The sequence below is a fragment of the uncultured Campylobacter sp. genome (assembly GCF_938045405.1).
Taxonomy (GTDB): domain Bacteria; phylum Campylobacterota; class Campylobacteria; order Campylobacterales; family Campylobacteraceae; genus Campylobacter_B.
The window spans coordinates 10,446-35,503 of the sequence record NZ_CALIMW010000208.1 but is presented as its reverse complement, the minus strand read 5'-3'; the positions used below and the strand labels follow the sequence as shown (position 1 = coordinate 35,503).

The 25,058-nt window shown below is 44.9% G+C and carries 29 protein-coding genes; 17 read left to right on the top strand and 12 right to left on the bottom strand.

The genetic code is table 11. From position 1 onward, the window contains the following. Positions 1–30: 30 nt before the first annotated feature. From imm45 to Q0140_RS08525, 10 genes are all read right to left on the bottom strand, one after another. Entirely contained in the window at positions 31–828 is a 798-nt protein-coding gene (imm45, locus tag Q0140_RS08570) for an Imm45 family immunity protein (protein WP_297963748.1), read from the bottom strand. A gap of 68 nt (positions 829–896) precedes the next feature. Further along, positions 897–1,535 (bottom strand): hypothetical protein, encoded by a 639-nt coding sequence (locus tag Q0140_RS08565; protein WP_297963746.1) that lies wholly within the window; start codon positions 1,533–1,535, stop codon positions 897–899. A 41-nt stretch (positions 1,536–1,576) separates the two neighbouring features. Beyond that, entirely contained in the window at positions 1,577–2,140 is a 564-nt protein-coding gene (locus Q0140_RS08560) for a hypothetical protein (protein ID WP_297963744.1), read from the bottom strand. 23 nt (positions 2,141–2,163) lie between these two features. After that, entirely contained in the window at positions 2,164–2,469 is a 306-nt protein-coding gene (locus Q0140_RS08555; protein WP_297963742.1) for a hypothetical protein, read from the bottom strand. After that, positions 2,454–2,729: an Imm53 family immunity protein gene (locus Q0140_RS08550; protein WP_297963740.1), complete on the bottom strand. Its 276-nt coding sequence runs from the start codon at positions 2,727–2,729 to the stop codon at positions 2,454–2,456. Before Q0140_RS08550 ends, Q0140_RS08555 begins: the two co-directional genes overlap by 16 nt. Positions 2,730–2,820: 91 nt before the next feature. Further along, positions 2,821–3,174, bottom strand: coding sequence for a hypothetical protein (locus Q0140_RS08545; protein ID WP_297963738.1), 354 nt, complete (start codon positions 3,172–3,174; stop codon positions 2,821–2,823). 114 nt (positions 3,175–3,288) lie between these two features. Then, positions 3,289–4,641, bottom strand: coding sequence for a coproporphyrinogen III oxidase family protein (locus Q0140_RS08540; RefSeq protein ID WP_297963736.1), 1,353 nt, complete (start codon positions 4,639–4,641; stop codon positions 3,289–3,291). 69 nt (positions 4,642–4,710) lie between these two features. After that, the gene (locus Q0140_RS08535) at positions 4,711–5,058 is read right to left on the bottom strand and encodes an AzlD domain-containing protein (protein WP_291938429.1); all 348 of its coding nucleotides are present in this window, start codon (positions 5,056–5,058) and stop codon (positions 4,711–4,713) included. Continuing rightward, a complete protein-coding gene (locus Q0140_RS08530) occupies positions 5,058–5,816 on the bottom strand; it encodes an AzlC family ABC transporter permease (protein ID WP_297963733.1) in 759 nt (252 codons plus the stop codon). The genes Q0140_RS08535 and Q0140_RS08530 overlap by 1 nt, the downstream gene beginning before the upstream one ends. A 222-nt stretch (positions 5,817–6,038) precedes the next feature. Beyond that, a complete protein-coding gene (locus tag Q0140_RS08525; RefSeq protein ID WP_005869776.1) occupies positions 6,039–7,601 on the bottom strand; it encodes an inorganic phosphate transporter in 1,563 nt (520 codons plus the stop codon). A 213-nt stretch (positions 7,602–7,814) separates the two neighbouring features. Here Q0140_RS08525 and Q0140_RS08520 point away from each other — a divergent pair, with 213 nt between their 5' ends. The 17 genes from Q0140_RS08520 (at position 7,815) to Q0140_RS08440 (ending at position 19,254) form a co-directional block, all read left to right on the top strand. After that, positions 7,815–8,048 carry a hypothetical protein gene (locus tag Q0140_RS08520; protein WP_297963730.1) on the top strand — a complete coding sequence of 78 codons (234 nt, stop codon included), beginning with the start codon at positions 7,815–7,817 and terminating at the stop codon, positions 8,046–8,048. 68 nt (positions 8,049–8,116) lie between these two features. Next, on the top strand, positions 8,117–9,028 hold the full coding sequence (locus Q0140_RS08515; protein WP_297904409.1) for a DUF5309 family protein: 912 nt from the start codon (positions 8,117–8,119) through the stop codon (positions 9,026–9,028). Next, a complete protein-coding gene (locus Q0140_RS08510; RefSeq protein WP_297904407.1) occupies positions 9,029–9,730 on the top strand; it encodes a hypothetical protein in 702 nt (233 codons plus the stop codon). A 9-nt stretch (positions 9,731–9,739) separates the two neighbouring features. Beyond that, positions 9,740–9,916 carry a hypothetical protein gene (locus Q0140_RS08505; protein ID WP_297904404.1) on the top strand — a complete coding sequence of 59 codons (177 nt, stop codon included), beginning with the start codon at positions 9,740–9,742 and terminating at the stop codon, positions 9,914–9,916. Next, a complete protein-coding gene (locus Q0140_RS08500; RefSeq protein WP_297963727.1) occupies positions 9,916–10,290 on the top strand; it encodes a hypothetical protein in 375 nt (124 codons plus the stop codon). Before Q0140_RS08505 ends, Q0140_RS08500 begins: the two co-directional genes overlap by 1 nt. Next, a complete protein-coding gene (locus Q0140_RS08495; RefSeq protein ID WP_297963725.1) occupies positions 10,287–10,886 on the top strand; it encodes a hypothetical protein in 600 nt (199 codons plus the stop codon). The genes Q0140_RS08500 and Q0140_RS08495 overlap by 4 nt, the downstream gene beginning before the upstream one ends. Beyond that, positions 10,886–11,347, top strand: a complete 462-nt coding sequence (locus Q0140_RS08490; protein ID WP_297949434.1) for a hypothetical protein — start codon at positions 10,886–10,888, stop codon at positions 11,345–11,347. The genes Q0140_RS08495 and Q0140_RS08490 overlap by 1 nt, the downstream gene beginning before the upstream one ends. Continuing rightward, positions 11,344–13,182, top strand: a complete 1,839-nt coding sequence (locus Q0140_RS08485) for a hypothetical protein (protein ID WP_297963723.1) — start codon at positions 11,344–11,346, stop codon at positions 13,180–13,182. Before Q0140_RS08490 ends, Q0140_RS08485 begins: the two co-directional genes overlap by 4 nt. Continuing rightward, entirely contained in the window at positions 13,176–14,195 is a 1,020-nt protein-coding gene (locus Q0140_RS08480; protein WP_297963721.1) for a hypothetical protein, read from the top strand. Before Q0140_RS08485 ends, Q0140_RS08480 begins: the two co-directional genes overlap by 7 nt. Next, a complete protein-coding gene (locus tag Q0140_RS08475) occupies positions 14,195–15,157 on the top strand; it encodes a hypothetical protein (RefSeq protein WP_297963719.1) in 963 nt (320 codons plus the stop codon). The genes Q0140_RS08480 and Q0140_RS08475 overlap by 1 nt, the downstream gene beginning before the upstream one ends. Before the next feature lie 8 nt (positions 15,158–15,165). Continuing rightward, positions 15,166–16,173, top strand: a complete 1,008-nt coding sequence (locus Q0140_RS08470; RefSeq protein ID WP_297963717.1) for a hypothetical protein — start codon at positions 15,166–15,168, stop codon at positions 16,171–16,173. Next, the gene (locus Q0140_RS08465; RefSeq protein WP_297963715.1) at positions 16,173–17,534 is read left to right on the top strand and encodes a hypothetical protein; all 1,362 of its coding nucleotides are present in this window, start codon (positions 16,173–16,175) and stop codon (positions 17,532–17,534) included. Before Q0140_RS08470 ends, Q0140_RS08465 begins: the two co-directional genes overlap by 1 nt. Positions 17,535–17,584: 50 nt before the next feature. Beyond that, a complete protein-coding gene (locus tag Q0140_RS08460) occupies positions 17,585–17,914 on the top strand; it encodes a hypothetical protein (RefSeq protein ID WP_297963713.1) in 330 nt (109 codons plus the stop codon). Then, on the top strand, positions 17,847–18,083 hold the full coding sequence (locus Q0140_RS08455) for a hypothetical protein (RefSeq protein WP_297963711.1): 237 nt from the start codon (positions 17,847–17,849) through the stop codon (positions 18,081–18,083). The genes Q0140_RS08460 and Q0140_RS08455 overlap by 68 nt, the downstream gene beginning before the upstream one ends. Continuing rightward, positions 18,067–18,414, top strand: coding sequence for a hypothetical protein (locus Q0140_RS08450; protein WP_297963709.1), 348 nt, complete (start codon positions 18,067–18,069; stop codon positions 18,412–18,414). Before Q0140_RS08455 ends, Q0140_RS08450 begins: the two co-directional genes overlap by 17 nt. Then, positions 18,395–18,814: a DUF5675 family protein gene (locus Q0140_RS08445; RefSeq protein WP_297963707.1), complete on the top strand. Its 420-nt coding sequence runs from the start codon at positions 18,395–18,397 to the stop codon at positions 18,812–18,814. The genes Q0140_RS08450 and Q0140_RS08445 overlap by 20 nt, the downstream gene beginning before the upstream one ends. Continuing rightward, positions 18,811–19,254 (top strand): glycoside hydrolase family protein, encoded by a 444-nt coding sequence (locus tag Q0140_RS08440; RefSeq protein ID WP_297963705.1) that lies wholly within the window; start codon positions 18,811–18,813, stop codon positions 19,252–19,254. Before Q0140_RS08445 ends, Q0140_RS08440 begins: the two co-directional genes overlap by 4 nt. Here Q0140_RS08440 and Q0140_RS08435 read toward each other — a convergent pair. Next, positions 19,238–24,118 carry a PBECR2 nuclease fold domain-containing protein gene (locus tag Q0140_RS08435; RefSeq protein ID WP_297963704.1) on the bottom strand — a complete coding sequence of 1,627 codons (4,881 nt, stop codon included), beginning with the start codon at positions 24,116–24,118 and terminating at the stop codon, positions 19,238–19,240. The genes Q0140_RS08440 and Q0140_RS08435 overlap by 17 nt on opposite strands. Next, the gene (locus tag Q0140_RS08430; RefSeq protein ID WP_297963702.1) at positions 24,105–25,046 is read right to left on the bottom strand and encodes a hypothetical protein; all 942 of its coding nucleotides are present in this window, start codon (positions 25,044–25,046) and stop codon (positions 24,105–24,107) included. The genes Q0140_RS08435 and Q0140_RS08430 overlap by 14 nt, the downstream gene beginning before the upstream one ends. Positions 25,047–25,058: the final 12 nt, after the last annotated feature.

Sequence of the window (25,058 nt, the reverse complement as noted above, 5' to 3'; positions counted from 1 at the left end):
TGTTATGCAAGCTCGCTTTAAAATCCTTATCTACTTTTTCCATTTAAATTTTAATCTCTTTCGCTTCATTTTTATAAAATTTTCCAACTCTTTATCGGTAAAATTTAAAACCTCTTTTCGATTTTGTAAATTTACATAAGTGTGCCTTATATCACAGCACCTATAAAAAATATATTTCCAATTTTTAATTAGCCAGTCTGCTTCTATTGTGTTTTTATCCGTTTCAAATAAAAACGGCAGAACCCATAAGCCTGCCTTGTAGCCGCTAATTACGATCAATTTTATAAAATTTACTCCATCATCGTCTTTTGCTTTTATCACGATAAAGCTTACATTTTTCTCGTATGGATAGCAGGATTTTCTACATTCGATAATATCTCCAACCTCGATCTTTCCGCGAAATTTCAAGAGAGGAATACTAAGCTTTTCTATCAAATTTGTCTTTATGCGTCTATTGCGTCCGAATTTATCCCTAGGTTTTGTCAGTCTGAAACCGGGGATTGTTTCGTCGCAATCTTCTTCGCAATCTTTTAATTCATCGCTACTAAGGTAATTATCGGAGCATATAAATACCTCCTGGGGGCTCGCATTGATGCCGAAATTTGCTAAATTACGAATCAATTGCTCCTTATCCACGACAAACCCCGCTTTGCTTGATAACATCTCGCTAGGAAGCTCAAAGTATCTGTTATCTTTTAAATTTAAAAGGCAAGGATTTTCTGTCCAGAAACAGCGCTCGTCGCAGACCATAAGTTCATCGTCGTTAAATTTTATAATATCGCCTCTTTGTAAATCATTGTCGAAGGTTGATATTGGTAAGATGGTCATTTAAAGTCCTTTTTGCTTGCTAGATTAAACATGTTCATAATAAATTTTCGTTATTTGTAATCGCCAAATTACACCTCTATAACCACATCCTTATACTTTTCATAAAGCCTCGGCTTTAAAATTTTATCACGATACTCTTTGCCCGCCTTAGTCATACACATCCAGTGGCTAAATCTACTCCAGGTATCGGGATTTTTCCAGGTTATCTCTGCTTTGGGAGTTATGTTCTCCTCCTCTAAAAATTTATACCCAAAAAAGAAATTATCTCTAAAATAGATCCACTTCTCATAAAGCGACATACCTAGATCGATCTTGGATAAATTCGTATCGAAGTCAGCCCATTTCTTTCTTAAATTTTCGCCCTCTATGCCGAAGTCTATCATACCCCCTAAAAATAGCTGCCCCATTACTCCGAAGTATTCTCCTGCATATGTAGGATAAGCTGAAATTTCAGGATTATCTTCATATGGTGGTAGCATATAGTCGTAATCATCCGCAATCATTGAATCTAATTCAAACCATTCGCATAGACAAAAAATCCTATACGCAAAGTAATCTAAAATATCTTTTTTCTCGACATTTGGGGTTTTGGGCAATATCTTAAGAAATGGCCCATTTTCGTTAAATCCGAAAGCTTTGAAAAGTCTTTCATCTTGGCTAAAAACCCAACCGTATCGTTCGCTTGGTTCTAAAATTTTAAATTTCATAGCATCTCCTTTTTAAATTTAATCGGTTGGCGATATAAAATTTACCTCATCGATCTGTTTGATTGATCACATATAAACTCACTAATATAAAAATTATTTGATTCCGAGAGCTTGGGCATACTTTTTATTATTTCATCTAAATCGACGCTCTTTATTTCGGCGCAATTTTTTACATCGCCGCAGATACCGACAAAAATAAGATCATCTTTATTTTTGCCTATAAATTTACCCTTTGCGTAATAGCCGCCTTCAAATCTTTCATAAGCTATATAATATAATATTTGCTTTAAAATTTCACTTTGATCCAGCTTGAAATAGGTGCAGAATTCCACACCCTCTATATCTTGCGATATGTTGGTGGCGCCCACGGAGCTTTTTTCATATTTTTTAAGATCTATTTTTCGGATATTGTCCTCATCTCCTTCGCCGATTGCTCCAAGCACGCGGAAATCCCTATCTATCTCGCCGTAAATATCAAAAAACAGATAACTGCCCTTAAAGCTTTTATAGGCGAATTCCTTTACGGCGTCCTTAACAATTTCGATATTTGCAAGCATAACTTCGGTCTTTTTGTAAGATTCGTTTTTTATCTCGACTTCGATCATCTAAGCACCTTTATTTGTCTCGCTTAATTTAAATTTTTCCAATCCTCTTTCTTTACGCCGAATTCAAATTCGGCCTGCTTAAACGCACCCTCTATGCTTTCATGATAGGTATCGGTTTGCTCTTTCTCCGATTCGTCGAGATAAAATAGATAAAATCCGCTGTCGCCGTCATATTGAACGATGCTTAAAGCAAGCGGCTGCGGTAGAATTTCATTGCCGTCGTAATGAGTAGTATTTTCGGTGGCTACGAAGCTCTTTTTACTATCTTTCAGATAAATTTTATATAGCTCTTTCATAATACTTTCGCTAAATTTTAATCCGTTAGCCATTTTACCACATGATCCAATAATTCTTCTAAATTTTCGGCTCCGCAACTTCCTTTGAGTTCGTTTTCCGTGGCATTGATGAAAAACCAATCCTCGTCATCTCTATCGATATTTATTTTGATCGGCTTTTTCCCGCTCTCGCCATCGATTTTAATCAACCAACCGGGATTATCGACCGTTTCTAGCGTAAGGCCATATTCATGCTCCCATTCTCCGTCGCATTTGGAAGCGTACCAGTTTTGTATGAGTTTTAGATTACTCATTGTTTCCTCCTTTAATTTCATAAATTTTAAAATTCCCGATCCATTGGGCTTTGATATTGCAATTGAAGCAGGGCTTCCTTGCTATTTAAATTTAATCGCTTATTAAAAATTTCTTTTCCACGCCGTCTTTATTTACGGTGATTATCTTCGAGTTTGGAATATTTAAAAATTTTATAGCTTTTTCATCCAGTTCGGACAATGGCTCCTCAAGATTAAATTTAGTTTTATAGTAATATAGCGAAAGATCTCTTTTGTTGCCCTGCTCCATAAGTTGCATTATGCACCTATCGTTTGAATCACCGGTTATATGACGGTTTATCATCATAAACGGCTCGCAGCTTTTATGAAAAGGGAAGCGGCCGAAGTTAAAAAGATTGCCGACGAGCTCAAATACAAGGACAAAAAACAGAAATAAAATGAATAGTTTAATTCCTCTACGTTTCATTACGGCGTTTCCTAAATTTTGAAATCAAAAATTCGTTTGTGTTTTAAATGCCAGACGATATTTGCGCTCAAGTCGCGGGTGTGCTCAAGTGCTAGTAGCGGTCTGGCGCAAAATTTACGACGCTATCTCGCTTTTTGCCGCGCCGGTTGCGGCGGATTCGCTTTCGTCCATGATGATGAGCTGTTTTGCACGCTTGATCTTGGCATCGTCGCGAAACGCCGCGCGCACCTTGTCCATACCGGTGTAAAATTCCTTCATCAAAACAAGGCACAAATACGCGCCGAATTCCGTCGTGCGGATGATCTCGCCCTCGATTCGTACGGCTCCTGCAAGCCTCAGCAGGCTAAGCTCTCTGCCCAGTTCGCGGCGCAAATTTAGATCGTTTGCGGCGTTAAATTTAGCGATGTCGATCTCGCCGTTGAAAAGCTCGGTCAAAAACAGATATTTCGCGCGCTCGGATCTGCTAAAATCGCAGGTGGCGATGACGGTACTTTCGTTTTTGTGCACCCTGCTTGCGTACTCTTCGAGGTTGAACGCATTTATGAGCAGCCTGCCGCCTAAGAAACTAAACGCGCCGCTTCCGATGCCTACGTATTCGTGGTTTGTGCCTACATACTCGTCGCTCATATTTGATTTTTCGCGAGCGAAAGCCCATGCGTTGCTGCGGTGCCAGCTAGAAAATTCCTTGCAGATGATAGAGTAAAATTCCTCTTCGTGATCTACATTGCTAACGCCGAGGCTCCGCGCTATTTGATCGCGCATCAAAGGGGATTTCATCAGCGGATACAGCGTGATCTGCTCCGGTTCTACCGCCTTTGCCGCTTCAATGTCGCGAAGTAAAATTTCGCGAGTTTGAAACGGAAAATTAAAGATCAGATCCAGGCTTAAAATCGGCAAAATTCCGACCGCTCGAGATAGCTTTTCTTGCAAAATTTCGCCTGAGCCGAATTTGTCGTAGCGCGAAGCTTTGCGTAAAATATCATCATCAAAGCTCTGAACCCCCACGCTTAAGCGGTCTATGAGCCCGCGAAATCGCAGCAAGCTCTCAGGCTCGATGTGGTTGGGATCGCTCTCGCACGAGACCTCTTTGATGCTAAAAAGCGACTTGGCAAGCTCCAGCGTGCGTGCTAGCTCATCCTCGTCGATGAGCGTCGTGCCGCCGCCTACATAAAGCGTCTCAAAGTCGTAGCCTGCGTCCTTCGTGCGCTGCATCTCTACGCGTAGCGCGCTGAAATACGCCTTGCACGTACCGCGCTCGTAGGCGTATTTGTGAAAGGAGCAGTACGGGCAAAACGTGTGGCAAAAGGGCACATGCATGTAGAGCATATATTTTTTATCGGGGTTTGGAATTTTAGCAATGTTCTCTTGCGTGATGTCGATTCTAAGGGAGTTGTATAGGGATTTTTGCATAGTTTCGGCGGCGTATTTTTTGGCGAAGCTATGCACCATTTGACTGATAAAATTCATAAAACTTTAACCTTTTTTAAACTTAAAAATTAATTTTTGAAGTTTATCGAAAACTAACTTATAAATTTATCAATAATTCAATAAAAAGCGTAGCGCCGCCATATATATTAGCGTAGGAAGCGCTATCGTAACGAGCGAATTGCGAAATTTAGCATGCACGACAAACGCCATAATCAGGCAAAGTATCAGCGCTGCCGTTTGCAGCACGTCTGCGCTAAAAGTCCGCTCGCCCGAAAAGCTAGGCAGCATCGTCTTAAGCGCATAGATCGTCAAAACGACCATTATCAAAAGTCCGGAGTTTTTCTGCAGATACGCCAGATTTGGACTCGCAGTCTTTTTCTTAAAAAGAAGCAGCGGCAAAAATCGCGTCAAAATCGTAGCGATCGAGGCTAGAAAGATATAGGGCAAAATTTCCACTACCTGCTCCTTTTTAGGAATTTTCGCAGCCTGCGTCCCGCGTGCGAAGGTCGCTCGAAGTATTTGCGAAAGAGCAGCAATACCGCTGTGCCGAAAATCAGAGTGCCGAATAAAAAGTATTTTGCAGGAAAGATAAAAAGCCCCGCAAACGCGCAGGCAAAGCCCAGAAATAGCACTTTGTATTGCGGGTTCGCTTTAAAAACCTCATAGGTTAGCATCGCAAAAAGTGCCGTCAGGCTAAACTCGACTCCGCTAAAATCAAGCTTTAAGCTTGCCCCCAAAACAGCCCCCGTAACGACGCCCGCGACCCAGTAGGATTGATTTAAAACCGCCGTTAGATTATAGAGCAGATCAAGCTCTTTTAGTCTTTGCGACGTTACGGGCCGCTCGCCGCTAAGCTCCTCAGGGCGCAAAAAAGCGCGCGCTTTCAGTAGCGCAAAGGTTTCATCCGTAAGGGCATATACGGCGTAAATTTTATGACGCACGAAGCGCAGCTCGTCCAGAAGCGACATCGTATAGAAAAAATGGCGAAAATTTAGCAAAAACGCCACGACGAAGGTATCTACGAGCGAGGCGTGGGTTGCGATGAATGCGATCAGCACGAACTCCACGCTGCCTGCGTATATAAGCAGCGAGGTTAGCGCCAGCGCCCATACGGGCAGGTCTTGGCTGATGCCGTAGATACCAAACGCCAGCCCCAGCGGCACGTAGCCCATCATCACGGCAAGGGTGGATCTGAAAATTTCAAATTTACTCATAGCTTTCCTAAATTTAAAAGGGCGATTGTAGCTAAAATTTTATTAAATTTTTACGGGGCGCGCAGGCGGGATCTGCGCCGCTGCGAGCGGGTTTTGCGCTGTAGCGCGTCGCAAGAGGAGCTATAAAATTTACTCGCTTCGGCGCCGTAAAATTTTAAAATTTAGCCTGCGTAGAATTTTGCGAAATTTTAAAATTTTAGAGAGCGGATTTTTAAATTTAGCCTAAAATACGTGGCGCAAAAGTACGAATGCAAACGCCGAAAGTAGCGCCGAGACGGGTAGGGTGATGATCCACGCTAGCCCGATCGGCTTCATCAGCGACCAGTTCGTGCTGTGATTTACCAAGCCGATTCCCAAAATCGCGCCGATTAGCACGTGGGTCGAGGAGATCGGCAGCCCCAGCACCGATGCCGCCATGACGACGACGGCGCTTGCGAGCTCGGCGCTAAAGCCCGAGGCTGGGTGGATTTTTGTAAGATTGGTGCCTACGGTGGCGATCACCTCTTTGCCGATGAACCAAAGCCCCGCTATTAGGGCTACTGCGAACATTATCATAATCTGCTGCGGCACGGGAGTGGAGGGATTGATACTATTCGTAGCCATCGTATCGATGATGGCGGCAAACGGGCCCACGGCGTTTGCGATGTCGTTGCTGCCGTGCGAAAAGGCAAAGCCGCTAGCGGTGAGCACCTGCAGCCAGCTAAACATCAAAAACGCGGATTTGTTTAAATTTGAGCGGCGCAGGGTTTTAGCGAAAATAAACATTAAAAGCCACGTAATCAGCGTAGACATACCGATGATGAGGTAGTTGTAAAAATTCGTAAGCCCGAAATTTAGATTATGCAGCCCCTTAAATATCAGCATCGCCGAGATCACGAAAGCACCGATACCGGCTACGGCGGGGATCCCGTACTCTAGGGCTTTGTGGGATTTGAGCTTCTCTTTTTTCGCGTCAAGCTCGATTACCTTTTTATAATACTCGCTATCCAGCTCGCTTGGGTCGAAATCTGGATCGCGCATCGCGTAGATATCATGATTTAGCGCCTCTGCATAGGCGATCTTTTGAATGTCGTCCAGGGTCTCGAAGGTCTTTTTATGCAGCTTGCGGAGGGATTTTTTTTCGCGCTTTATGCGGTCGATCTTTATTTGAGCGTAGCGGTTGTAATCCAAAATGTAATGTTTGATAAGCCAGAAAATTCCAAAGGAGATCACGCCGCCTAAAATCGGCGAGAGCACCCAAGAGATCGCTATTTTGCCGATCTTATCCCATTGCACGAGCCACAATGCGGAAGTCTCTGCGGTATTAAGCAGGGCGCCTAGCGTAAGTCCCGAGCCCACGATACCGCCGATGATAGCGTGCGTAGTAGATACGGGCAAACCCTTTCTGCTGGCAAAAAGCAGCCACGCGCCCGCCGCAAAAAGCGCGCTCATCATCACATAGATAAAATCTCTAGGATGCACGTCCATTTTGCTAAGATCGATTATGCCGCTGCGGATCGTCGAGGTTACTTCGCCGCCTGCGATTACCGCGCCGCTTGCTTCAAATACCGCCGCGATACAAAGGGCTTGCGCGATGCTAAGAGTGCCGCTTCCGACGCTGGTGCCGAAGGAATTTGCCACGTCGTTTCCGCCGATATTAAAGGCCATAAAGATGCCCAAAAATACCGAAACTAAAAATAGCATTTTATCGCCGCTTCCTATAAAACCGAATCCCCAGATAAGAAAATAGATTGTTACGCCGCAGAATATGCCGTAGAAAATGAGACTTATCTTGCTAGATTTCATAGCTCTCCCTTAAAATCCGCGAAATTTTACCACACGCGCCTTAATCCCCACTAAATTTGGGGCGGAGGAAGCGAGGGAATGCTTAAGCGCGCAAATATCGTGATTTAGCTATCGGGGAGCGTTTTTACTCATCTCAAACTTACCCCCGAAATGCACTTATTTTTATCGCATAAGTGCAAAAAAATGACACAAATTTGACACAAAAGGCACAATATGAAAGTAGAAAAAATGAGAGCATTTATCTGCGGGCAGTGGGTAGATGTAGATGCCGTGGACTACTTAAACGGCGAAGTGGAATATAACTCGCGAAAGCAGGGAGGGGTATGGGTTTGCGATACGGCAAGCTTCGATGACGTCGGAGCTATGGAGGCGCGAAGCGAGATAAGCGAAGCGGATATTTTTAAGCGAGCGGATGAAGCCCGCATAAAAACAAGGGGTAGGGATTAGCATTTGCCCCTTTAAAAATCCCCCGTTTTTCGTAAAAATTGAGAAAAATTTAAAACGGGAGATTTTAAATGCTTACCTCTTATCAAAACACAGTCGCGGATAAACCCTCCGTCAGATCGCTTCTTACGATGGGCGGTATCGCAACCGCGCCTATCGTTTCGATGTTAAAAAGCGAAGGCATAAGCAACACGCTTCATAGTTGGTATACCGATGAATATGCCAAAGCTAAAGATAACGCCAACCCTGAAGTATCAGGTATCGCGGGGTTAGGCACAGATACCAAAAAGAAGCTAACTAACGCAACTCAAATCCTAAAAAACGAAGTTTCGATGAGCTGGCGAAAGAGATCTATCGAGCAATATACGGGGGATGAGTGGGCTAGACAACTTGAGAAAGTCGGCAAAGAGCATATGAAAGACATCGAGTATGCCTTGCTAGGACTTAATCACACTACCGTATTTGATGATTATGTTTATGCGGCAAACGATACCGATAGCTCAAAAATGGCTGGATTTTTTAACTTTATCCCTACCGCAAATCGTAACTCTGCGGGAGGAGCATTTACGCTTGAGCTTCTAAATGCTACGATTGAGCCGGTGTGGGCTAATAGTGGCGTGACCGATCATAAATTTAAAGTCTTTATGTCTAGTGCTCTAAAGCGCAAGGTAAACGACTGGGTAGCAGCTAATAGTGCGCTTCGCGTAGCCGTAACTGATCGCACGTTAAATCTGCCTATCGATCGCATTATGACCGATTTTGGTGAGGTAGATATTATTATTCACCCGCTATTTTCAGATGCCAAACTTAAAGATAAAATCCTAGTAGGCGATTTTAGCGATTGCGCGCTTAGATATCTGGACGATACTCAAGTTAAAGACTTCCCGACATCTAAAACCGCCGATGCCAAACTCTACTATACGGACTGCACGCTCGAAGTAGCCGATCCGTTTTCTCTTGCGTGCGCCGAAAAGCTGCAATAGATGAAAATCGCGGAGCTAAAAGCGCTGCTGAAGCAAAAGCTTAAAGGCGACAATAAAGACTTCGCAAATGAGCTTAGCGCGGAGCTTTTAAAGGAGGCTTTATTAAACGTCCTGCTCCGCACCAAACCTCGCACGCATATTGTTTATGAAAAAAGCTTGTCCCATCTACTCAAATACTACCGCAGAATTTCGCAGGATTATTGGCTACGTTATCCCGTAGTAGATATGAGCGATGAAGCAAATATCGATATGGAGGAGGAGCTTTGCCTTGCCGTCGTATACTTTCTATGCTCGGAGCTAAGCAACGCAAAAAAGGACGCTTTCAAAAGCAAAGCGGAGGAGATCATCGCGATATATGACAGCAATGTAGTCTTTCGTAAAACATACCGCTTCTTAAACGCGTATTTTTACGTAGCGCAAGGGAAACCTAGCCCTTTGCCGGGCGGTGGACTTGCCCCGATATTAAAGACGATATTGCTAGCCGTAGGCGACGAAAAAGAGATCACTATCGACAACGCAGGCGGCGGCACTATTTTGGCGCAAAGCTCTAGCGCTGCCGTAGGTGTAAGAGTAGATGGAAACAAGGTAATAATAAAAGCCTTGGACGTAGTAACGGACGCCATAGTAACCATAAGCTGCGGAAGTGAACGAACGGAAATTAAAGTTACCGCCGAGATCAGCGATGGCGGAATAATCCCATAGGAGAGAGTGATGCTAAAAGAGATTTACAAAAATAGTTCAAGCGTAAAATTTGAATTTGAGTGCGAACAATGCGGCGCAAGCGGCGTAAGATGGAAAGAGCCGAATAAAGAGGCGCTTTGCCCTAGTTGTGGCGCAAAATTAGAGGAAGCTAAAAAGGCTAGCGATAAAAAGACGAAGGATAAATAATGGCACTGCTTAAAAAGATTGAATATGTTATCAAAGATAGTAGCACAGCTCAAATCTCGACCCAAATCGCAAGCGTTACGGCGCAGCTAAACAATACCCAAAACCTAAGCGCCAATAAAGATGGTGGTGAGTTTAAGACCTATTATTTCGGAGCGCTTTTCGATCCTCGCGCGAAGAAAAACTACATCATCTTTTCGGACGTTACAAAGAGTAAGTTCGATATGAAGCAGAGCAGCTACGAGCTTGCAAACGGCGGCGGAGGTGGCGCAGATATGAGTAATTATCTAACCAAAGCCGAAGTCGAAGCCAACTACGTAAGCAAAGCTAGCTTGGATGCGGATTATGCCGATGTGGCGTTTTTAACCTCATTATGATAGGAGTTAAAAAGCGCTTTTTGCGTATGCCGGACGGAGGAGGTGGAGGAGATATCATAGCGCCCCCTCCTTCTTTTTCTACGCAGGGCGCGAAATTAAAAAGGCTCGATCTTACTATGCAGCGCGCCTCTCATCCTAAAAGAGGCAATCTTATAGAAGATGGGGTGCTTCCGTGGCTAGAGCGAATACAAGTCGCCCCGGTAAATACCGCAGGGGGCAAATACCGCTATTTATATTACGTCCAAATCTTAGTGTTGGAAAGCGCAAAGCTATATTTTGCTTTTTCTAGCGCTACTATGCAGGCTTTGCAAACGAGCTCTCAGATTATAGAGATTAAAAGTGGAGCGGATGAGAGCTCTTTAGAGGGGCTGGTAAAGAATTATTTAAATAGCAAAGAGGGGGCGCATGCAATTATCGCTGCGTTAAACAGCGGCTCGTTAAACGAAACCGCTCTATCTGCAATAGCTACGGCGGTGATGAAATATATGGGCGCAAACGGCGTTTCAATGACCTATGCTCCACAAATCAAACTGGATAAAAACGGGCTAAACGGACTTGATAATACCGAAGTCGCCGCAATCGCTAAGGATGAGTGATGATATATAGAAAAGACAAGGGTGCGCCTCTAACCTCTTATGAAGTGGATTCAAATTTTAAAGAACTCGTAACGTTAATCCAAAGTGGGCTTAGCCCCGATACCGAAAACTTCGCTACAAAAGAGGAGCTAAAATCTCTAAAGCAAAAGGTGGATGCCGCGCTAGGCAATCTTTCTCTTTTTGAGAGATTAAAGAAGTTTGAGCTAAGCCCTGCAAGCGGTATAAGCGCGCAAGATGCCAGCTTATGGGTGGATATGTTTAGCGGGCTTGGGCTCATATCGTGTAAGATAAGCTCAGCGGTGCAGAAAGGAAGCGTAATTTTAAGCCTGCCTAACGACGCTCCGCTTCCAAAAAGTGTGATTTATGGCGCGAATGCGACGCTAAAAGACCGCTCTATTACTTGCGAGATTAGCGGAGATGAGCTAAGGCTCAACCTTATAGGATTTTTTGACATAGTATGAGCGACAATTTATTACTAAACTTTGAGCCTTACTGCAGCGAAGCAAATGCTAAAAGAGAGCTAAACCTAGGCGGCGCGGTGCATATCACAGATACGCGACTATACGTAAATAAGATGCCTAACGGACAGCAATTCTATGAGGGGAATCACGCTTACTGCGAGGCGGATTATTCTAAGTGGTATGATGCGGGAGGCAACAACGTCATAGCTCGCTTCCACTACGACGAGAATAAGTTTATCTCTTTAGCCTCTACCGAATACAAAGGCTGCGTGGGCGAATATAGCCTTTATGCGTTAGATCATCCAAAAACTCGCGATACCTATGCGCTAAATGCTGCGCAAAACGAGTTAGGCTTTCGTAGCGCGGAGGGGCTAGTTATCCAAAGCGCCTTTCTTTACCGCGTTAAAAACGGCGATGACGATTTTCGCACGCTAAAAAATATCTTAGAATATTCAGAGGGAAAAATCAATATCGCTAAATTTAAAGGTGCTAGCATAGCCGCGTTTAATCCGATCAAAAATTACGCTCGCGCAGGCAGAGATGAGAAAGGCAATGATATAGGCGGAGGCGGAAACTTTTTCGTAAATTTTGAGAGCACAAAGGATCTGCTCTTAAGGCTTAATGAATTCGCCCCCATTAAAGGTGTGCGCGACAACCAAAGCAGCTGGAGTTATTATCTGCAAGGAGTGCCTCTAGGGCGCTTCATAAATAGCTTTGGCGATATAATCCCTAGCCTTGAAGACGAAGTTAAAGATTATGGCGGCATAAAAGGGTGGAGCAGCAAAAAGGGCATTGGTGAATATCATATGCCGCAAAACGCTAAAGAGGGGATGAGGGCTTATGAGTTTTGGTGGAGCTTAGATTTTTCTAGCAAAAAATACTGCCTAGCTGAAAAGCTATCTTTGTTTATCGCGCGCTTTTTTGGTTGCTACGAACAAACCAAAAAAGAGATGGACGAGCTAAAGAAAGAAAACTTAATTGTGCCTAAAGAAAAAGAGCCGTGGGGCGGCGAAGATCCAGGCAAAAAAGATACACATAAAAAACAATATGAAAAGATTAATCCTGCCGATGTTGCAAGCTCCACTAAAAGCGGAGGGAAAAGCAGCGGAGCGTTTAGAACGGATGGATGGCGAGCCTTAAATAAGACGGATAAAAAAGGCATTTATGATAATTACATAAAGCCGGAATATTCCAAGCAAGGAAACAACCACTTTGTAAAATTTAAGCTAAAGCCCGCAGCCGATAATCTAGCCGCAGATGAAAAGGCTTTTTTGCAAAGATGGGCTGATGAGAGAGGACGCGGTAAAGCAAGCGAGTTTAGCGAGGCTGAAACCTATGAGGCTTTTAGTGGCGAGAAGCTTGCGACCGCTCCTGCGTTAAATTATATGAAGATAAAAAATATCCTAGGCGCTAGTTGTGAGGGGGCAAGGCAGATCACGCTAAAGCTTGCCTCAGCTCCAAAATATTTTGCTTATGGCAGCGTTTATGGAAGTGATATGGCAAAATACTTAGGCAGAATCTTAAATGATAACGGCGTCCCCGCTAAAATAGGCGAGAATGAAATAAGTTTTTATTATGGCGGGAAGATAAATATCAACGGCATAACCCTAAACCCGGTAGAGCAGGATTGTGAATATATGATCTGGTGGGAAGAGGAGGAGTTAAAAAAGCTTTTAGCTATGGGGAATTATTCGCGCTATGCGATCGGAGCCGATACCTCTAGCGCAGGAGCTGATAGCTACTACGACGCGGCTCACCCTATGAAGCTTGCTATTATCGGCGCAAGCGTAAAAACAAAGAATTATCCTAGCAAAGAGGAGGGGGCGCAATGGTAAGAAATAGCCTGCTTGCGCGAATAATTACAACCGATAAGAGCTTAGAGGCTAGCGACGTATATACCTGCGCCTTTCGTGGGGTGGACGCCTTGCTATTTTTAAAAGATGGCAAGCTAGGTGCTATGGTAAAAGGGGGAGAGGTAAAAGAGGATATATTTTCGCTAGATCTTGGAAATAAAGTTTTTGCCGATGAAAAGCTTATCCAAATTTTAGATCTACAGCCAAGCGAGTTAGACGAGCCCGATACCTATTTTCTAAGTCTAAGAAGCAATCTAAACTCTACTGCTAGCTTTAAATTTAGTGCTACGTCTCTTTTAAATGAAAATTATCCGCTTAGTTTCGCCCTAATAGAAGCTAAACTAACGGGGCGCGTCGCTAACCCTAGCTTTTCTGCTCGCACTAGATTTTGGGATAATAAAGCCTATGAGGGAAAAAGTGAAATCAGCGTAAGCGGTGATAGCTTTAGGCTCTTAGGCAAGCAAGAGGGCAAAAATAAAGAAGCTACGATTACTAGACGAGCTTTAAGCGGGCTATTTTTTAGAGAGGTTAAGAGCCTTAGGCGTCATTTTAGCAATAGCGCAAATTATGCCATCATAGGCTGGGGCGGGGTAGGCAACGCAAAAGGCAAGCTTACCTCTAAGCAAGAAAGGCAGCAAAGCGTAGAGGATATTTATCGCGTCGTTGGATCTTTCCCCGGAGGCGCAGGGTTTGGGCTGCGTGCAAGCTACATAAGCAAAAAAGGGCTAAGTAAAAGCGCGGAGCTAACTGATAAAAGCGTAAGCGGCGACGGGGCTCATACCTTAAAATTTAGGGCTGACAATCCCGTAATAGTAAACTCGGTTTTAAATGCAGACGCGGTTTTTAATATGCTTTTTAATGAGGGCATAACCTATCTGTTTCTGCCCGCTAGCGTTAGCGTAGAGGTTAAAGACGGCTTTATCAGCTTTGATGGCATAGACGATCTCATCGCTAGCGACGGGCAAAGCATAGTTTTAAGCGGAGGAATTAGATAATGGCGCAATTTAAAGAGGAGCTATATCGCAGAGTAATATATGTTTCAAGCGACGAGATAACCAATGAGGGGTATTCGATATTTGAAAACATCAGGGCAAAATTTGATGTGTATTTAGATAATGCGACCAGCCTAAGCGATGATGAAAAGATGAAATATCGCGCCGATTTTTTAAGCGGCTTTGCTACTCAGTGCGTTAATCAAATTTTACAAAACGCCGCGCAGATCGCTTTAGAAATCGATCTAAAAGACGCTCAAGCTAGAAGCGAAATCGCAGAAGCTCAAACCAAAGAGGCTATGAGCCCTTATCAGATTGAGAAAATTAAGGCCGAAACCGAAATCGCAATAATCGAGCGCGATAATAAAGACGCGCAGCTTAAAGAGCAGATTAAAAATATCGCCTCTGATACGGCTAAGAATGCGGCTCAAACGCATAATTTAGGCATAGAGGGCGAGATTTTAGGCATAGAGCGCGACTACAAGGCGCGTATGATAGAAGCGGAGCTAAGATATAAGCAAGCCCAAGCAGACCTTGCCGCATCCGAACTTGAGATTAAAAAAATCGAGCTTGAGATTAGGAGGCTGGAACTTCCGATTAAGCAGCTGGAGCTAGAGCTAAAGCGCGTGCAGATGCAGATCGCTCAGGCTGAGCTAGATATCAAAAAGCAAGAGCTAGAGATCTCTAAAAACGAACTGGAGCTAAAAAAGCAGGAGTTAGAAATTCGCAGAGAAAGCCTAGCCCTTGATCGCAAGCGATACGTGCTGGAGCGAGATAGAACTAAAGCTCAAGTAGAACAAGCAGGCGCTCAAGTGCAGGTGTTAAAAGAGGAGGCATATTTGCGAAATCAACAAGCAGGGGCGGTCGCAAGCTCGCTAGCTACGCAGGTGCAGATTAAAAAGATCGAAGCGCAAAAGGATATAGATGTTACTGCGATGCAGGTAACAGGCTCAATAATCAGATAGGAGAGGGGATGACAACTAACTACGCACTAAATTTCATTAACGAGGCGCTAAAGTTTAACGCTAAAAGCGATATCGTATCAAAGTATGCCGTAAGCGACGATCAGATAAAAAACAATTATGAGGTCTATGACGAGCAAGGAAAGCTAAAATTTCGCCACGCATTCTCTGCCGTAACGCGCGAGATAATTTTAAGCAATCTTTATTCCTCTATGCTGGGGCTTTGCATATCTCAAACCCCGATTAAGCTTTTAGTAACTAAGGGGCAAGGAAGCGATATAGTGCGAAATCTAAATGATGATTTTGACATTAGAAAGCCCGCATATCCCGTAGTGGGCGAAGAGCTAGATATTGATGAAGCTCTTGCCTTAGTAGCGGTCTATCAAACGCTATATGCCCTAGGTATAAGCTCTTTTAGCTCTAAAGAAAAGGAGCTTTTAGGAGAGTATGAAGATAGCGTGCGCCTACCTAATCCTAAGTTTACCGCAGATTTAGCCTTTAGATTTAGTCCTGATGGCATCTCTTGGCATAGCGAATATCAAGATGGTGACAAATATTTTGGTATCTACAAAAACGGGGCTTGGTCGCGCGCTATCCCGCTAATAGGAGGAGGGGGAGGAGCTAAAAGCTTTCTTGCTCTAAACGATACCCCAAGCGCTTATGAAGCGGATAAATTTCTTAAATCCGACGGCAAAAAGCTAATCTTTGCAGATATTCCAGCCGCCCCTGAGCCTTTAAGCATTAAAACGCTTGCGTATGCCGGTGGGCTAAGTCTAGGAGAGGATACTTTAATCTTTACTGAGATTAAAGAAAACACCGAGTTTACATTAAAATCTATCGTGGAGGGGCGCAAATACGACATTATCTTAAAGACGGGCGGACACACGCTAAGCTTTGCCTCCTCTATCACTCCTCTTTGCCGCATAAGTGATATTAAGCCGCTTGATGCTTATGTAAAGTTTGGCCTCATAAAGACGGACGGCAAAACATTCGCGCTTGATCTAAGCCTTGCTGAGTAATGGATGTTAAAATTCCATATTCCGAGCCCTATCTTAGGGATTTGGAAATAGCAGAGATCATCGCAGGAGCAAACCTAGAGCTTGCGATAGATGAAGTAACCTTTAAAGACCGCTACGGACAGAATATCGAAATAGGCGACAAGCTCGATCTATTTCGCAAAGGCGGAGGCGAAGTAAGCTACAATCTTGACTCTCTTACGGCTCAAATGGGTTTTTATCCTGAATTTCGCCGCGCGCAGGATGAGAAGCTGTTTGATCTTACTATCAGTCCGCCGCTAAACTCCTTGCGCCTTGATGGGGTATATGATTTTTACAATGGCGATTTTTATGGCGATAGAGCCGTGCTTGTGCCTTTTGGATTTTTCGTAGGCGCGGATAAGTTTGCTATTTGCGGAGCGGACGGGGCAGGCTTAGCCATAGGCGCGAATAATGATGAGCAGATTGTAAATCTAGGCTTTGGAGATAACGCAGGCACCTATGATTGGCGTAATTACGAGAAGCAAAACCCTAATGACGGCTTTTATGTGCTGATATTTAACGCAGCACTAAAGCATACGCAAACGCTTAGGCTTGCTTTAGCTCCCTATCCAAACTATAAAATGAGCTTTTACGGCGGGGCTATCTGGCTCATAAATTACGATCTAAGCGCTCGCAAGCTAGCTTTTATCAGGCAGGGGCAGATAATTTATTCGGACGATTTGAGCTCGGGCGAGAGCTTAAAATTTATCCGCACATATAAGTTTGATTTAGTTTATTCTCATAAGCGTTTTTGGCTTTGCAATAAGCAGGGACGCTTTGTTTTACGCGCCAATTTTGATATGAGCGCGCAAAAGCTAAACTTTAACCCCGTGCTTTGCTCTATTGCGATAAAAAACGGCTCGCGCTATAGCGTGTGGCGGATATATGGACGCAGGATAAATCATATCGCAAGCGCTGCGAGCTTAAGAGAGTATCTTATGCCCTTTGTGGCAGGGTGGAACGGAAATATCAAATACGACTATCTATTGCGCGACGTGATGGATGATCCGCAGATAAAAGAATATATCAAAGAAGCGGGCTATCGCGGGCATTATCTAAAGAGTATCGGCGAATACGCAGGAGATATAACAGCGGGAAAGATGAGTGGAAGTATCGAGCTGGGATATGGCTTTGATGATGATTTTTGCCTAAATAATAGTGATGACGGGGATTTGGGGATAAAAAGCTTTCTGCGTAATAGGCGGTTTTTGCTCCCTCACGCTCTTTCAAATCTGACGGCTCTAAGCTACGCCAGATCTTGGAAGGGTGGGGAAAGAAGCATTGTGTTTTACTCACTTAACTTTAATAACAACTTCGGCAAATTAATCAAATTTGATTTTTAAAGCTTTAAAAACTATCCGAATTTTGCCAAACTACGGCTAAAGGATAAATGATGTTTAAGATTTATATGATCTTTGCTGCGGTGATCGCGCTGCTAATAGGCGCGCTAAAGTTTCAATCTTGGCAAGCAAGTAAGCTGGAAGCTGAGATTTTGGCTCAAAAGACGCAAATCGAAGCGCTGAAAGAGCAAGTGGGGCAAAAAGATAAGCAGATGGAGCAAATCTCACAAGCCGCGCAACAAAAAGACGCGCTAAGCAAGGATTTGGCTCAAATTAAGAGGCAAATAGCTTCAAAGGCTAGGAAAGGGGGCAGAGATGAAATTTCAAGTGAGCTTAACGCTAGCGCTAATTTTGTGCTTGAGCGGCTGCGCGAGCACCCCTAGCTGCGCTTCTGTGCCGCAGTATCTACTAGCCGTGCCGCGCGTTGATACAAACCGCACTATCGCAAGTCAAGCAGACGCCGCGGAGCTAATGCTAGATCTATACGAAGCTTACGCGAAGTGCGCGATTAATCTAGAAAGCATAAGGAAACTAAATGAACGATCTAAATAGCTTGTTTGACAAAATTTATTGGGCTTGTTTGGTGGTGCTAGCTGCTGCGATCACCTTTTTAAAAACGATGAGTAAGAAGCGCAAGAGTAAATTAGCTTACGTAATAGCCTTTCTTTCGGGGTTTTTAAGCTCGATTACTCTGTGCTATTTTGGCGCGGAGTTTACGCTTTATCTAACTCAAAACTCTAGATTTGCCTTAGCAGTAGGTGGCTTTTCTGCTTGGATAGGCGCCGATGCCGTGAAAAATTGGGCTGAAAAATTTGTCTGCTCTAAGCTAGGCATCGATAGACGAATGAGCGAGGAGGACGAGTATGAAGATAAAGATAAATAGATTTAAAAACATTCATGATGGCACGATCGGGAAACTCACGATCACGGACGACGGGAAAAGGCTTTTTGAGTGCTTCACCCTTGAGCCTGCGGGGCCCGATACCACCGAGCGTGGCAAGGATAGACGGATTCCGGCAGGGCGATATAAAATGGAGTGGCACAATAGCTCAAGACAAAAACGGATGTGTCCGCTTCTATACAACGAGCTGGTGCCAAAAGATAGATACATTCTGATCCATACGGGCAACATCCCGCAAGAAACATCTGGATGTATCCTCGTAGGCGACGGACACAACGCCGCGGGGGTTACGAACTCCGTTCGGACATACAATTCGTTTTTTGAAATTTGCATAGGCAAACACATAGAATTCGTGGAGATTTCAAACGAGGAGGGGATATGAGCCTCATCGGAAACATCAAAGCTCACGAGGGATTTAGGGATCGCATATATAAAGACAGCCTCGGAAAGGCTACGATAGGATACGGCTTTTTGGTAGCCGCTCTTAGCCCTGATGAGCTAGCGCTAAATAACGGCAAGGCGGAACCTGTGAGTAAAGAGGTAGCAGATAAAATTTTAAACCTCAAACTAAAAAAGCTTAAAAAGCGGCTCTTTCAGTGTTTGCCGTGGCTTGCGGACAAGCCGCAAAACGTGCAAGATACCCTAATCGAAATGGCATACCAGCTAGGGCTTGCGGGGCTTATGGGCTTCCGTCATACTCTGGGCTGCATAGAAGCAGGCGATTACGCACAAGCGGCAAGAAATTTAAAAGCAAGCTTGCTTTACCGCCAAACTCCAAAAAGGGTTGAGAGCTATATAAAAGCACTTAGTCTTTTTTCTTAAGCTTCTTTTTAGCAGCGTCTTTCATCTGCCCGCTAACGCTATAGTCTGCGCTATTAAAGCCTAAAAACTTCGCTACGCTTTGAGCTTTCGTTTTAGGAAGCATTACGTTGTTTCGCTTTCTGCTTGCCTCATCTCTGCTTAGATCACTTACTAAGCTTATTCCGCTGCTTACTCCGCCCGGCATAGGCGTAAAGCCTTGAAGCAGCCAATTTAGATAATCGTATGCCTGCGCGGGAATAGGCTTGGTATCTTTAGTGATCGGGCGGTTATTGTAAAGCATCCTAGGCTTTCCGTCCGCCATCATCGAAAATAGCGCATAAGCTCCCTGCGTCGTTGGACCGCTAGCAAGCCCTTTAGCGTAGTTTGCCGGAGCGGTTAGGTTCATATAAGGAAGATACCTATCCATCTTAATCGTGCGAACTCGATCGCCGTCGCGCCATACTGCTACGCTGCGTCCTTTGATATCATCAGGGATCTTATCACTATACGGATTAGCTTCGCCCGTAACCTTATATTGCCAATATCCTAAAGCCGCTAGCATAGGCAGGATCTTTTTAGCTCCATCTACCGGGTGGCGGGCTAGGTAGCGCCCCATCGCAGGCATTACATAATAACTCCACGAGATAAAAGGGGCGATGCCGCTATCTCTAAGCGCTCTCATACCCGCAGGCATTTGGCGCGAATAATCTGGTATCCAGCTATTGGTTGCGATCTTTGCGCTTTTTGGATCTAGCCCTTTGTCAATATAGTGAGAAAATAACGCTAGCCTTCCTACATTATCCTCCCCTGCATATAGCGCGCCCGCCTTATCGGCAACTGCTCCTAACGCGTCGCCTGCCTTTTGAGCCGCAGAGGCTACGACGCTTTGTTTGCCTGCGGCATCTCCATCTATTATGCGGGCGATCTTTCCCTGCCTAAGCTCTTTTGTAGTGCGGGCAAATCCGTTTTGAATATCAAGCAAGGAGCTTCTGCCAAAAAGTCCCTCGTCCTCGGCGAGCTTGTAGGTTTGAATCTCTTTTTCGCGCATAAGTTGCGCGTATTCCCTGCGCTCTGCGGGGCTTAGTTTAGAAGTAACGTTTTTTAGCCTTAGCTGCTTGTAGCGGTTGATCGCTCCATTTCCTATCTGCGCGCGGGTAAACTTTGCCATAGAGGCTACGACCTGCTTGGCGCTCATCCCCGCAAGATTTAATAAAAATCCGTTTGAGACGTAGTTGCCTACGTGAGCGGTCTGCGACCATACGGTCTTACTCATCTTCCAAATCGAGAGGTATTTTTTCCATCCGTCTATTAGCACACCCATATCACCACTTTGCGCGAAGGATGAGATTATATCGCTTTTGATATCCTTTCGCACCCATTGCCCCGCTAGCGCGCCGTAGCTATCGCTTTTAGGCATTTGAGCGTATCCCTCGCGTCCTAGCTCCTTTTTAATCGCGTCATCTAAATCAAGCTTGCCATAGCGGGCTTTAATCTCGGTATTGGGTATCACTGCGCCACCGCTTAATTCGCTAACGGATTTTAAGAACTTAGCGTTTTCTATCATATCATTTAACTTATTTAGGGTCTGCGGTATGCTAAAAGCGGCATCTCTTATCTCCCCCATAGCCGAACGCTCATCTTTGGTGTAATCCCTCCAAAGCTCAATTTTACCATTAGGCTTTTCTACTACGCGCACGCCGCCTTTATTGTAAGCCTGATCCATAGACTTTACAATCTGCGGGTTTTTAGATAGAAACTTATCCATCGCTTCCCTATCTTTAAACTCTTTAAACGCAAAGCCTCTGCTGTGAATTTCATCTACCTTTTTACCGCTTGAAAACACTGAGTTGATGCGATCTTTTAGATGCTTTTCATAGGAGCGAGCAAGATATTGCCCCGCTAGCGCGTCTCTGCTAGCCTTATCTAAAACGCCTAAATCCACGAGCTTAGCACTCATATCGTCAATCTGACGTCTTAGCGCGTCTGCTAGTGGCTTTAGCTCAGGCTTAATGGCATTTCCTTCGCCCACCATATATTCATGCATAGCTACGCGATCTGCGTCGTCTAATCCACTAAGCGCGGATTGTAGATTTTCCATTTTAGCGCTATATGCGCTTTTGGCGCTAAATAGCTCGTCGTTTCGCAAAAGATAATCCGCGCCTTTGGTTTCGCTTAATGCGCGCCTTGCAAAGCGAGCCGCATTAATAGCGCCATTTTTTAAATTCTGCGCTAAGCTTTGAGAGCCGGATAAAATTTCATAAGCGATATTTTTAAACTCTTTATTGATATGCTCGCTTGCCATTTGCCTTGCGTAGCTTAGCCCTATATCCTTGCCGCTTAAATCCTTTAGCTCTGAAGCGGAGTTTGCGCCTACGGCTTTAAGATAGGAGCGCATATTGCTTAAGATGCTAGGCTTATCTTTTGCCGCAGCTTCTATATCCTGCGCTATCTCGCCTACCTTAGCGCCTCCTTTTAGCTTTGAAACCAAAGAAGGTGCATTTACTAGCCCAAGCCCGCCCAACGCTCCGATAAAAGCGCCTCTTGCTCTATTTTTATCATCTAGCGCTGCACCTGAGGCCGCTCCGGCTCCAGCGCTTGCGATATTGGCAGGGATTGCGCTAGAGCTAAAACCTTTAATCATATTCTCGCCGTTTTGTGGTATAATATCTGTAGCGATGTCTAGCCCTTGATTTCTCATCGCTTGTGGGGTGCTTAGGCTAGAGAGTGTGTCCCCACCCCAAACTATATTGCCTTTTCTTATTAGATTTTTTAAATCGGTGTTTTTTAGCGGCGTCGCGGTTACGCCTAAAAATTCTCCTCTGTCGTTTTCTATCACGCTTAAGAATTTTAAAGTTTTATCGCGATCGTCGATAAAGGTTTTAAAAAATCTATATCGTTCGCCATCTTTTGCGATGAATAATGGATTTTCTAACGTAGGTTTGATTAAATTTACATATTCGAGCCTACGCTCGCTGCCTGCTTTATCCGCCAAATGATTTAACATCTTATCAATCGCAATTTTGGCCTCAAATATCGGAGTTTTAATAGGAGCCTGAAAGTCGCGGACGAGCGAAAGCACATCGGCTTTAGGCTCTAGTCTTAGCGCCAAATCTCCGCGCTCCGCTATATTACGGACTACCGCAGCGGGGTCTATGCCTCCTCCTGCGGAATTCTTAAACTCCGCGGGGGCATTAAGGTTTTTATCAGAGGAAAGAGATATAATTTCATCATTGGCGGGGGTTGTAGTAATGTGGGTTGTGGACCCCACCCCTCCGTCAAATATATCAGAGGTTGAAGTAATTGCGGAGTTTGTCCCACTTCCTTCGATATATTTATCATTGCTGTAAAGGCTGCTATTTGGGTTTAATCCCTTCTTGGCGGCTTCATCGCTTCCATTTAAGGTTGAGGTAATAGTCTGGGTTGTCGGACTTCCTTTTTTGGTAGCGATGACGGCTTTAGGATTGGTAATTGCTAAGATCTGATCCAAATACGCGTTATTATTAGCAGGGTTTGTAGCTCTTAAAATCTCATCTAAAAACGGATTAGGCGCTTGTGCTGCGGTCTCTGCCTTATCTGCTCCTTTTACCGCTTCGCTCATCTTTTTTGGAGCAATCCCGGCCGCTTCCTCAAGCTCTGAGCGAATGGCCTTTATCACGTTTTCGTCAAGTCCGAAAAGATTAGGATTATTTAAAATTCCCTCTGCGACAGAGCTTTGTGGTATAATAGTTTTATCAGTGACCGACCCCGCATTATCTGCGGCAGCCATTGTCCGAGAAGTATCGGAGTATCGGTTGAGGCGCGCCGATTGGTCGCTGCTTAATGGAGGGCTTAATAATTCGCCATCCGCCCGCGTTTGCGGAGCGGTCGTCCCAACGGGCGTCGGGACGCCCTCTCTTAGATTTTGGTAGTCCAAGCCTTGCGCTACTTTTTGCGTTTGTTCGCTTGCTTTGCCTAGCACCCCTTTAGCTAAAATCGGAGCACGGCTAAGCCCGCCTAAAATAGCATTCGCCCCACCCCAAATAGTGCTTTCAAGCCCCGCTTGCTTTAGATTGGGCTTTTCCTGTCCGTAAGCTCTAGCCCCTCCGGTAAATCCTCCCATTATCGCGCCGTTTGCCGCAGATCCTGCGGCATTGCCGATGCGAGTAGCTACCTTTTGGCTAGCGCCTAATGCTTTTGCTAAGCGGGCGGCCTTTGCGCTATGCCCTAGCATCGCAGGAGCTAGTGCAGTAGCATCTGCTATCTCGCCTGCTGCTTGCCAACCTTTCATATCGTTATCGCCGAAGTTTTCAATTTTATTTATCGCCGAGCTTGCTAAATTTGAGTTCTCGCGAAAGAAATCCCTAGCCCTGTCCGCTCCGTAAAAATCTGCGGTATCTGCTAAAACGTTATTAATGCCTCTAGCTAGCTTTTGATTGGCTGCAGCTTGACCCGTTACGAAGTTTTTTAATCCTCGCCCTATTATGCGGGTAGTGCCTGCACCTCCCGTTTGTCCTACTGCCTCCGCGCTTTGAGAAAAGGTTTGCCCTAGCTCGTCTGCGGTATCTTTTAAGCTCTTGCCTGCATTATCAAAGCCTAGTGCGTCCGCTCCTGCGCCTAATGCACGAAGTCCTAGCTCGCCAGCCTTTTGAGTTACCAGCCCCGCACCTGCTAAAGCCTTATCACTTACGGCTTCTGCGGTATCTAGCGCAGGGGCAAGCTTAGAGCCCATCTGTCTAAAAAAGCGTTGCATATCGCTAGGTCCGTCCGTGGATGCCTCGCTTATCGGGGTTAGGGTTTTATTTCCTATTTTTATGGAGTTTAGCGGGCTTAGTGTCTTTGATCCGATCTTTATGGGAGCTACATTTATGGGCGTTAAGGTTTTGCCCCCTATCTTAATTCCACTCATAAACTTGTCCGTCCTTGCGTGCTTTCTTTACTCCATCATCATCGATAAAAATTTCATAGCCTTGTTTAATAGCCTCCAAATCATCATCATCGTAATCTATACCGCCTCCCTCTACGCCTAGTGCGGAATATCCCGCCGCTATGCGATCAGTAATAGCTTTGCGCTGCTTATCGTCTAGCTGCGAAAACTGCGGGCTGGAGGCGAAATCGTTTAGTGCCTTAAGCTCATCTACCTTAGCCTTTCTTGCGGCGTTTTGATTTTGTGCGTCAAGTTCTGCGCTTTTTAGCTCATTAGCGCGGTCTAAGCCTGCTGCGCGAGCTTGCATATATGCTTGTTGCGCCTGAGCTTGCGCGTTCGCTCTAGCGGCATCCTCGGCGTCCTTGGCGCTGCGGTAATTAAAACCTGCTATCCACTGGGCCCCATTTGCAGCTCTTGCGGCGTCATCTTGATAGGCTTTTTCTCTAGCGCCCAGCACGTTTAGTGCTGCGTTCGCATTAGCTCTAGCCCATTCGTTATTTGCTTTGGTATTAGCTAAGTTTATGATATTGGCTAGATATGAGTTTACGCTTCCTAGCATTGAGTTATCAAGTCGCCCCTGCGCGGTTTGAGGGGCAAAGCCGTAAGCGTCCCTGCCTATATTAGCAACTGCGCCCGCCCCGTTTAAGGCGCGCCCTTTAGAGTTTAGAGCGTTTCCGATATTATTTAAGCTTTGACTATAAGCGTCGTTTGCGCCGCCGTAGGCTTGAGCGCCTAGCTTGATAAAGCTATTATTGGTTAAGTCCGCGCCTGCTCTTGAGTTTTGTTGATTGTAGATATTGTTGCCTGAGCCGAACAATCCGCTAAGAGGTGATTGCATAGCGTTGAGATTTTGCGCGAAATCTGCGGACTTACGGGCGTAGTCGTAGTCGTTTTGATTAAAGTAAGCCATAAAATCCTGCCT

What these genes read in the sequence shown, in the direction of transcription:
- Q0140_RS08470 (WP_297963717.1), top strand. Translation starts at nt 15,166, where the DNA reads ATGACAACTAACTACGCACTAAATTTCATTAACGAGGCGCTAAAGTTT.
- Q0140_RS08545 (WP_297963738.1), bottom strand. Translation starts at nt 3,174, where the DNA reads ATGAAACGTAGAGGAATTAAACTATTCATTTTATTTCTGTTTTTTGTC.
- Q0140_RS08510 (WP_297904407.1), top strand. Translation starts at nt 9,029, where the DNA reads ATGAAAATCGCGGAGCTAAAAGCGCTGCTGAAGCAAAAGCTTAAAGGC.
- Q0140_RS08500 (WP_297963727.1), top strand. Translation starts at nt 9,916, where the DNA reads ATGGCACTGCTTAAAAAGATTGAATATGTTATCAAAGATAGTAGCACA.
- Q0140_RS08480 (WP_297963721.1), top strand. Translation starts at nt 13,176, where the DNA reads ATGGTAAGAAATAGCCTGCTTGCGCGAATAATTACAACCGATAAGAGC.
- Q0140_RS08555 (WP_297963742.1), bottom strand. Translation starts at nt 2,469, where the DNA reads ATGGCTAACGGATTAAAATTTAGCGAAAGTATTATGAAAGAGCTATAT.
- Q0140_RS08465 (WP_297963715.1), top strand. Translation starts at nt 16,173, where the DNA reads ATGGATGTTAAAATTCCATATTCCGAGCCCTATCTTAGGGATTTGGAA.
- Q0140_RS08520 (WP_297963730.1), top strand. Translation starts at nt 7,815, where the DNA reads ATGAAAGTAGAAAAAATGAGAGCATTTATCTGCGGGCAGTGGGTAGAT.
- Q0140_RS08530 (WP_297963733.1), bottom strand. Translation starts at nt 5,816, where the DNA reads ATGAGTAAATTTGAAATTTTCAGATCCACCCTTGCCGTGATGATGGGC.
- Q0140_RS08560 (WP_297963744.1), bottom strand. Translation starts at nt 2,140, where the DNA reads ATGATCGAAGTCGAGATAAAAAACGAATCTTACAAAAAGACCGAAGTT.
- imm45 (WP_297963748.1), bottom strand. Translation starts at nt 828, where the DNA reads ATGACCATCTTACCAATATCAACCTTCGACAATGATTTACAAAGAGGC.
- Q0140_RS08490 (WP_297949434.1), top strand. Translation starts at nt 10,886, where the DNA reads ATGATATATAGAAAAGACAAGGGTGCGCCTCTAACCTCTTATGAAGTG.
- Q0140_RS08475 (WP_297963719.1), top strand. Translation starts at nt 14,195, where the DNA reads ATGGCGCAATTTAAAGAGGAGCTATATCGCAGAGTAATATATGTTTCA.
- Q0140_RS08445 (WP_297963707.1), top strand. Translation starts at nt 18,395, where the DNA reads ATGAAGATAAAGATAAATAGATTTAAAAACATTCATGATGGCACGATC.
- Q0140_RS08485 (WP_297963723.1), top strand. Translation starts at nt 11,344, where the DNA reads ATGAGCGACAATTTATTACTAAACTTTGAGCCTTACTGCAGCGAAGCA.
- Q0140_RS08450 (WP_297963709.1), top strand. Translation starts at nt 18,067, where the DNA reads ATGAACGATCTAAATAGCTTGTTTGACAAAATTTATTGGGCTTGTTTG.
- Q0140_RS08440 (WP_297963705.1), top strand. Translation starts at nt 18,811, where the DNA reads ATGAGCCTCATCGGAAACATCAAAGCTCACGAGGGATTTAGGGATCGC.
- Q0140_RS08565 (WP_297963746.1), bottom strand. Translation starts at nt 1,535, where the DNA reads ATGAAATTTAAAATTTTAGAACCAAGCGAACGATACGGTTGGGTTTTT.
- Q0140_RS08525 (WP_005869776.1), bottom strand. Translation starts at nt 7,601, where the DNA reads ATGAAATCTAGCAAGATAAGTCTCATTTTCTACGGCATATTCTGCGGC.
- Q0140_RS08495 (WP_297963725.1), top strand. Translation starts at nt 10,287, where the DNA reads ATGATAGGAGTTAAAAAGCGCTTTTTGCGTATGCCGGACGGAGGAGGT.
- Q0140_RS08540 (WP_297963736.1), bottom strand. Translation starts at nt 4,641, where the DNA reads ATGAATTTTATCAGTCAAATGGTGCATAGCTTCGCCAAAAAATACGCC.
- Q0140_RS08505 (WP_297904404.1), top strand. Translation starts at nt 9,740, where the DNA reads ATGCTAAAAGAGATTTACAAAAATAGTTCAAGCGTAAAATTTGAATTT.
- Q0140_RS08460 (WP_297963713.1), top strand. Translation starts at nt 17,585, where the DNA reads ATGTTTAAGATTTATATGATCTTTGCTGCGGTGATCGCGCTGCTAATA.
- Q0140_RS08435 (WP_297963704.1), bottom strand. Translation starts at nt 24,118, where the DNA reads ATGAGTGGAATTAAGATAGGGGGCAAAACCTTAACGCCCATAAATGTA.
- Q0140_RS08455 (WP_297963711.1), top strand. Translation starts at nt 17,847, where the DNA reads ATGAAATTTCAAGTGAGCTTAACGCTAGCGCTAATTTTGTGCTTGAGC.
- Q0140_RS08550 (WP_297963740.1), bottom strand. Translation starts at nt 2,729, where the DNA reads ATGAGTAATCTAAAACTCATACAAAACTGGTACGCTTCCAAATGCGAC.
- Q0140_RS08430 (WP_297963702.1), bottom strand. Translation starts at nt 25,046, where the DNA reads ATGGCTTACTTTAATCAAAACGACTACGACTACGCCCGTAAGTCCGCA.
- Q0140_RS08515 (WP_297904409.1), top strand. Translation starts at nt 8,117, where the DNA reads ATGCTTACCTCTTATCAAAACACAGTCGCGGATAAACCCTCCGTCAGA.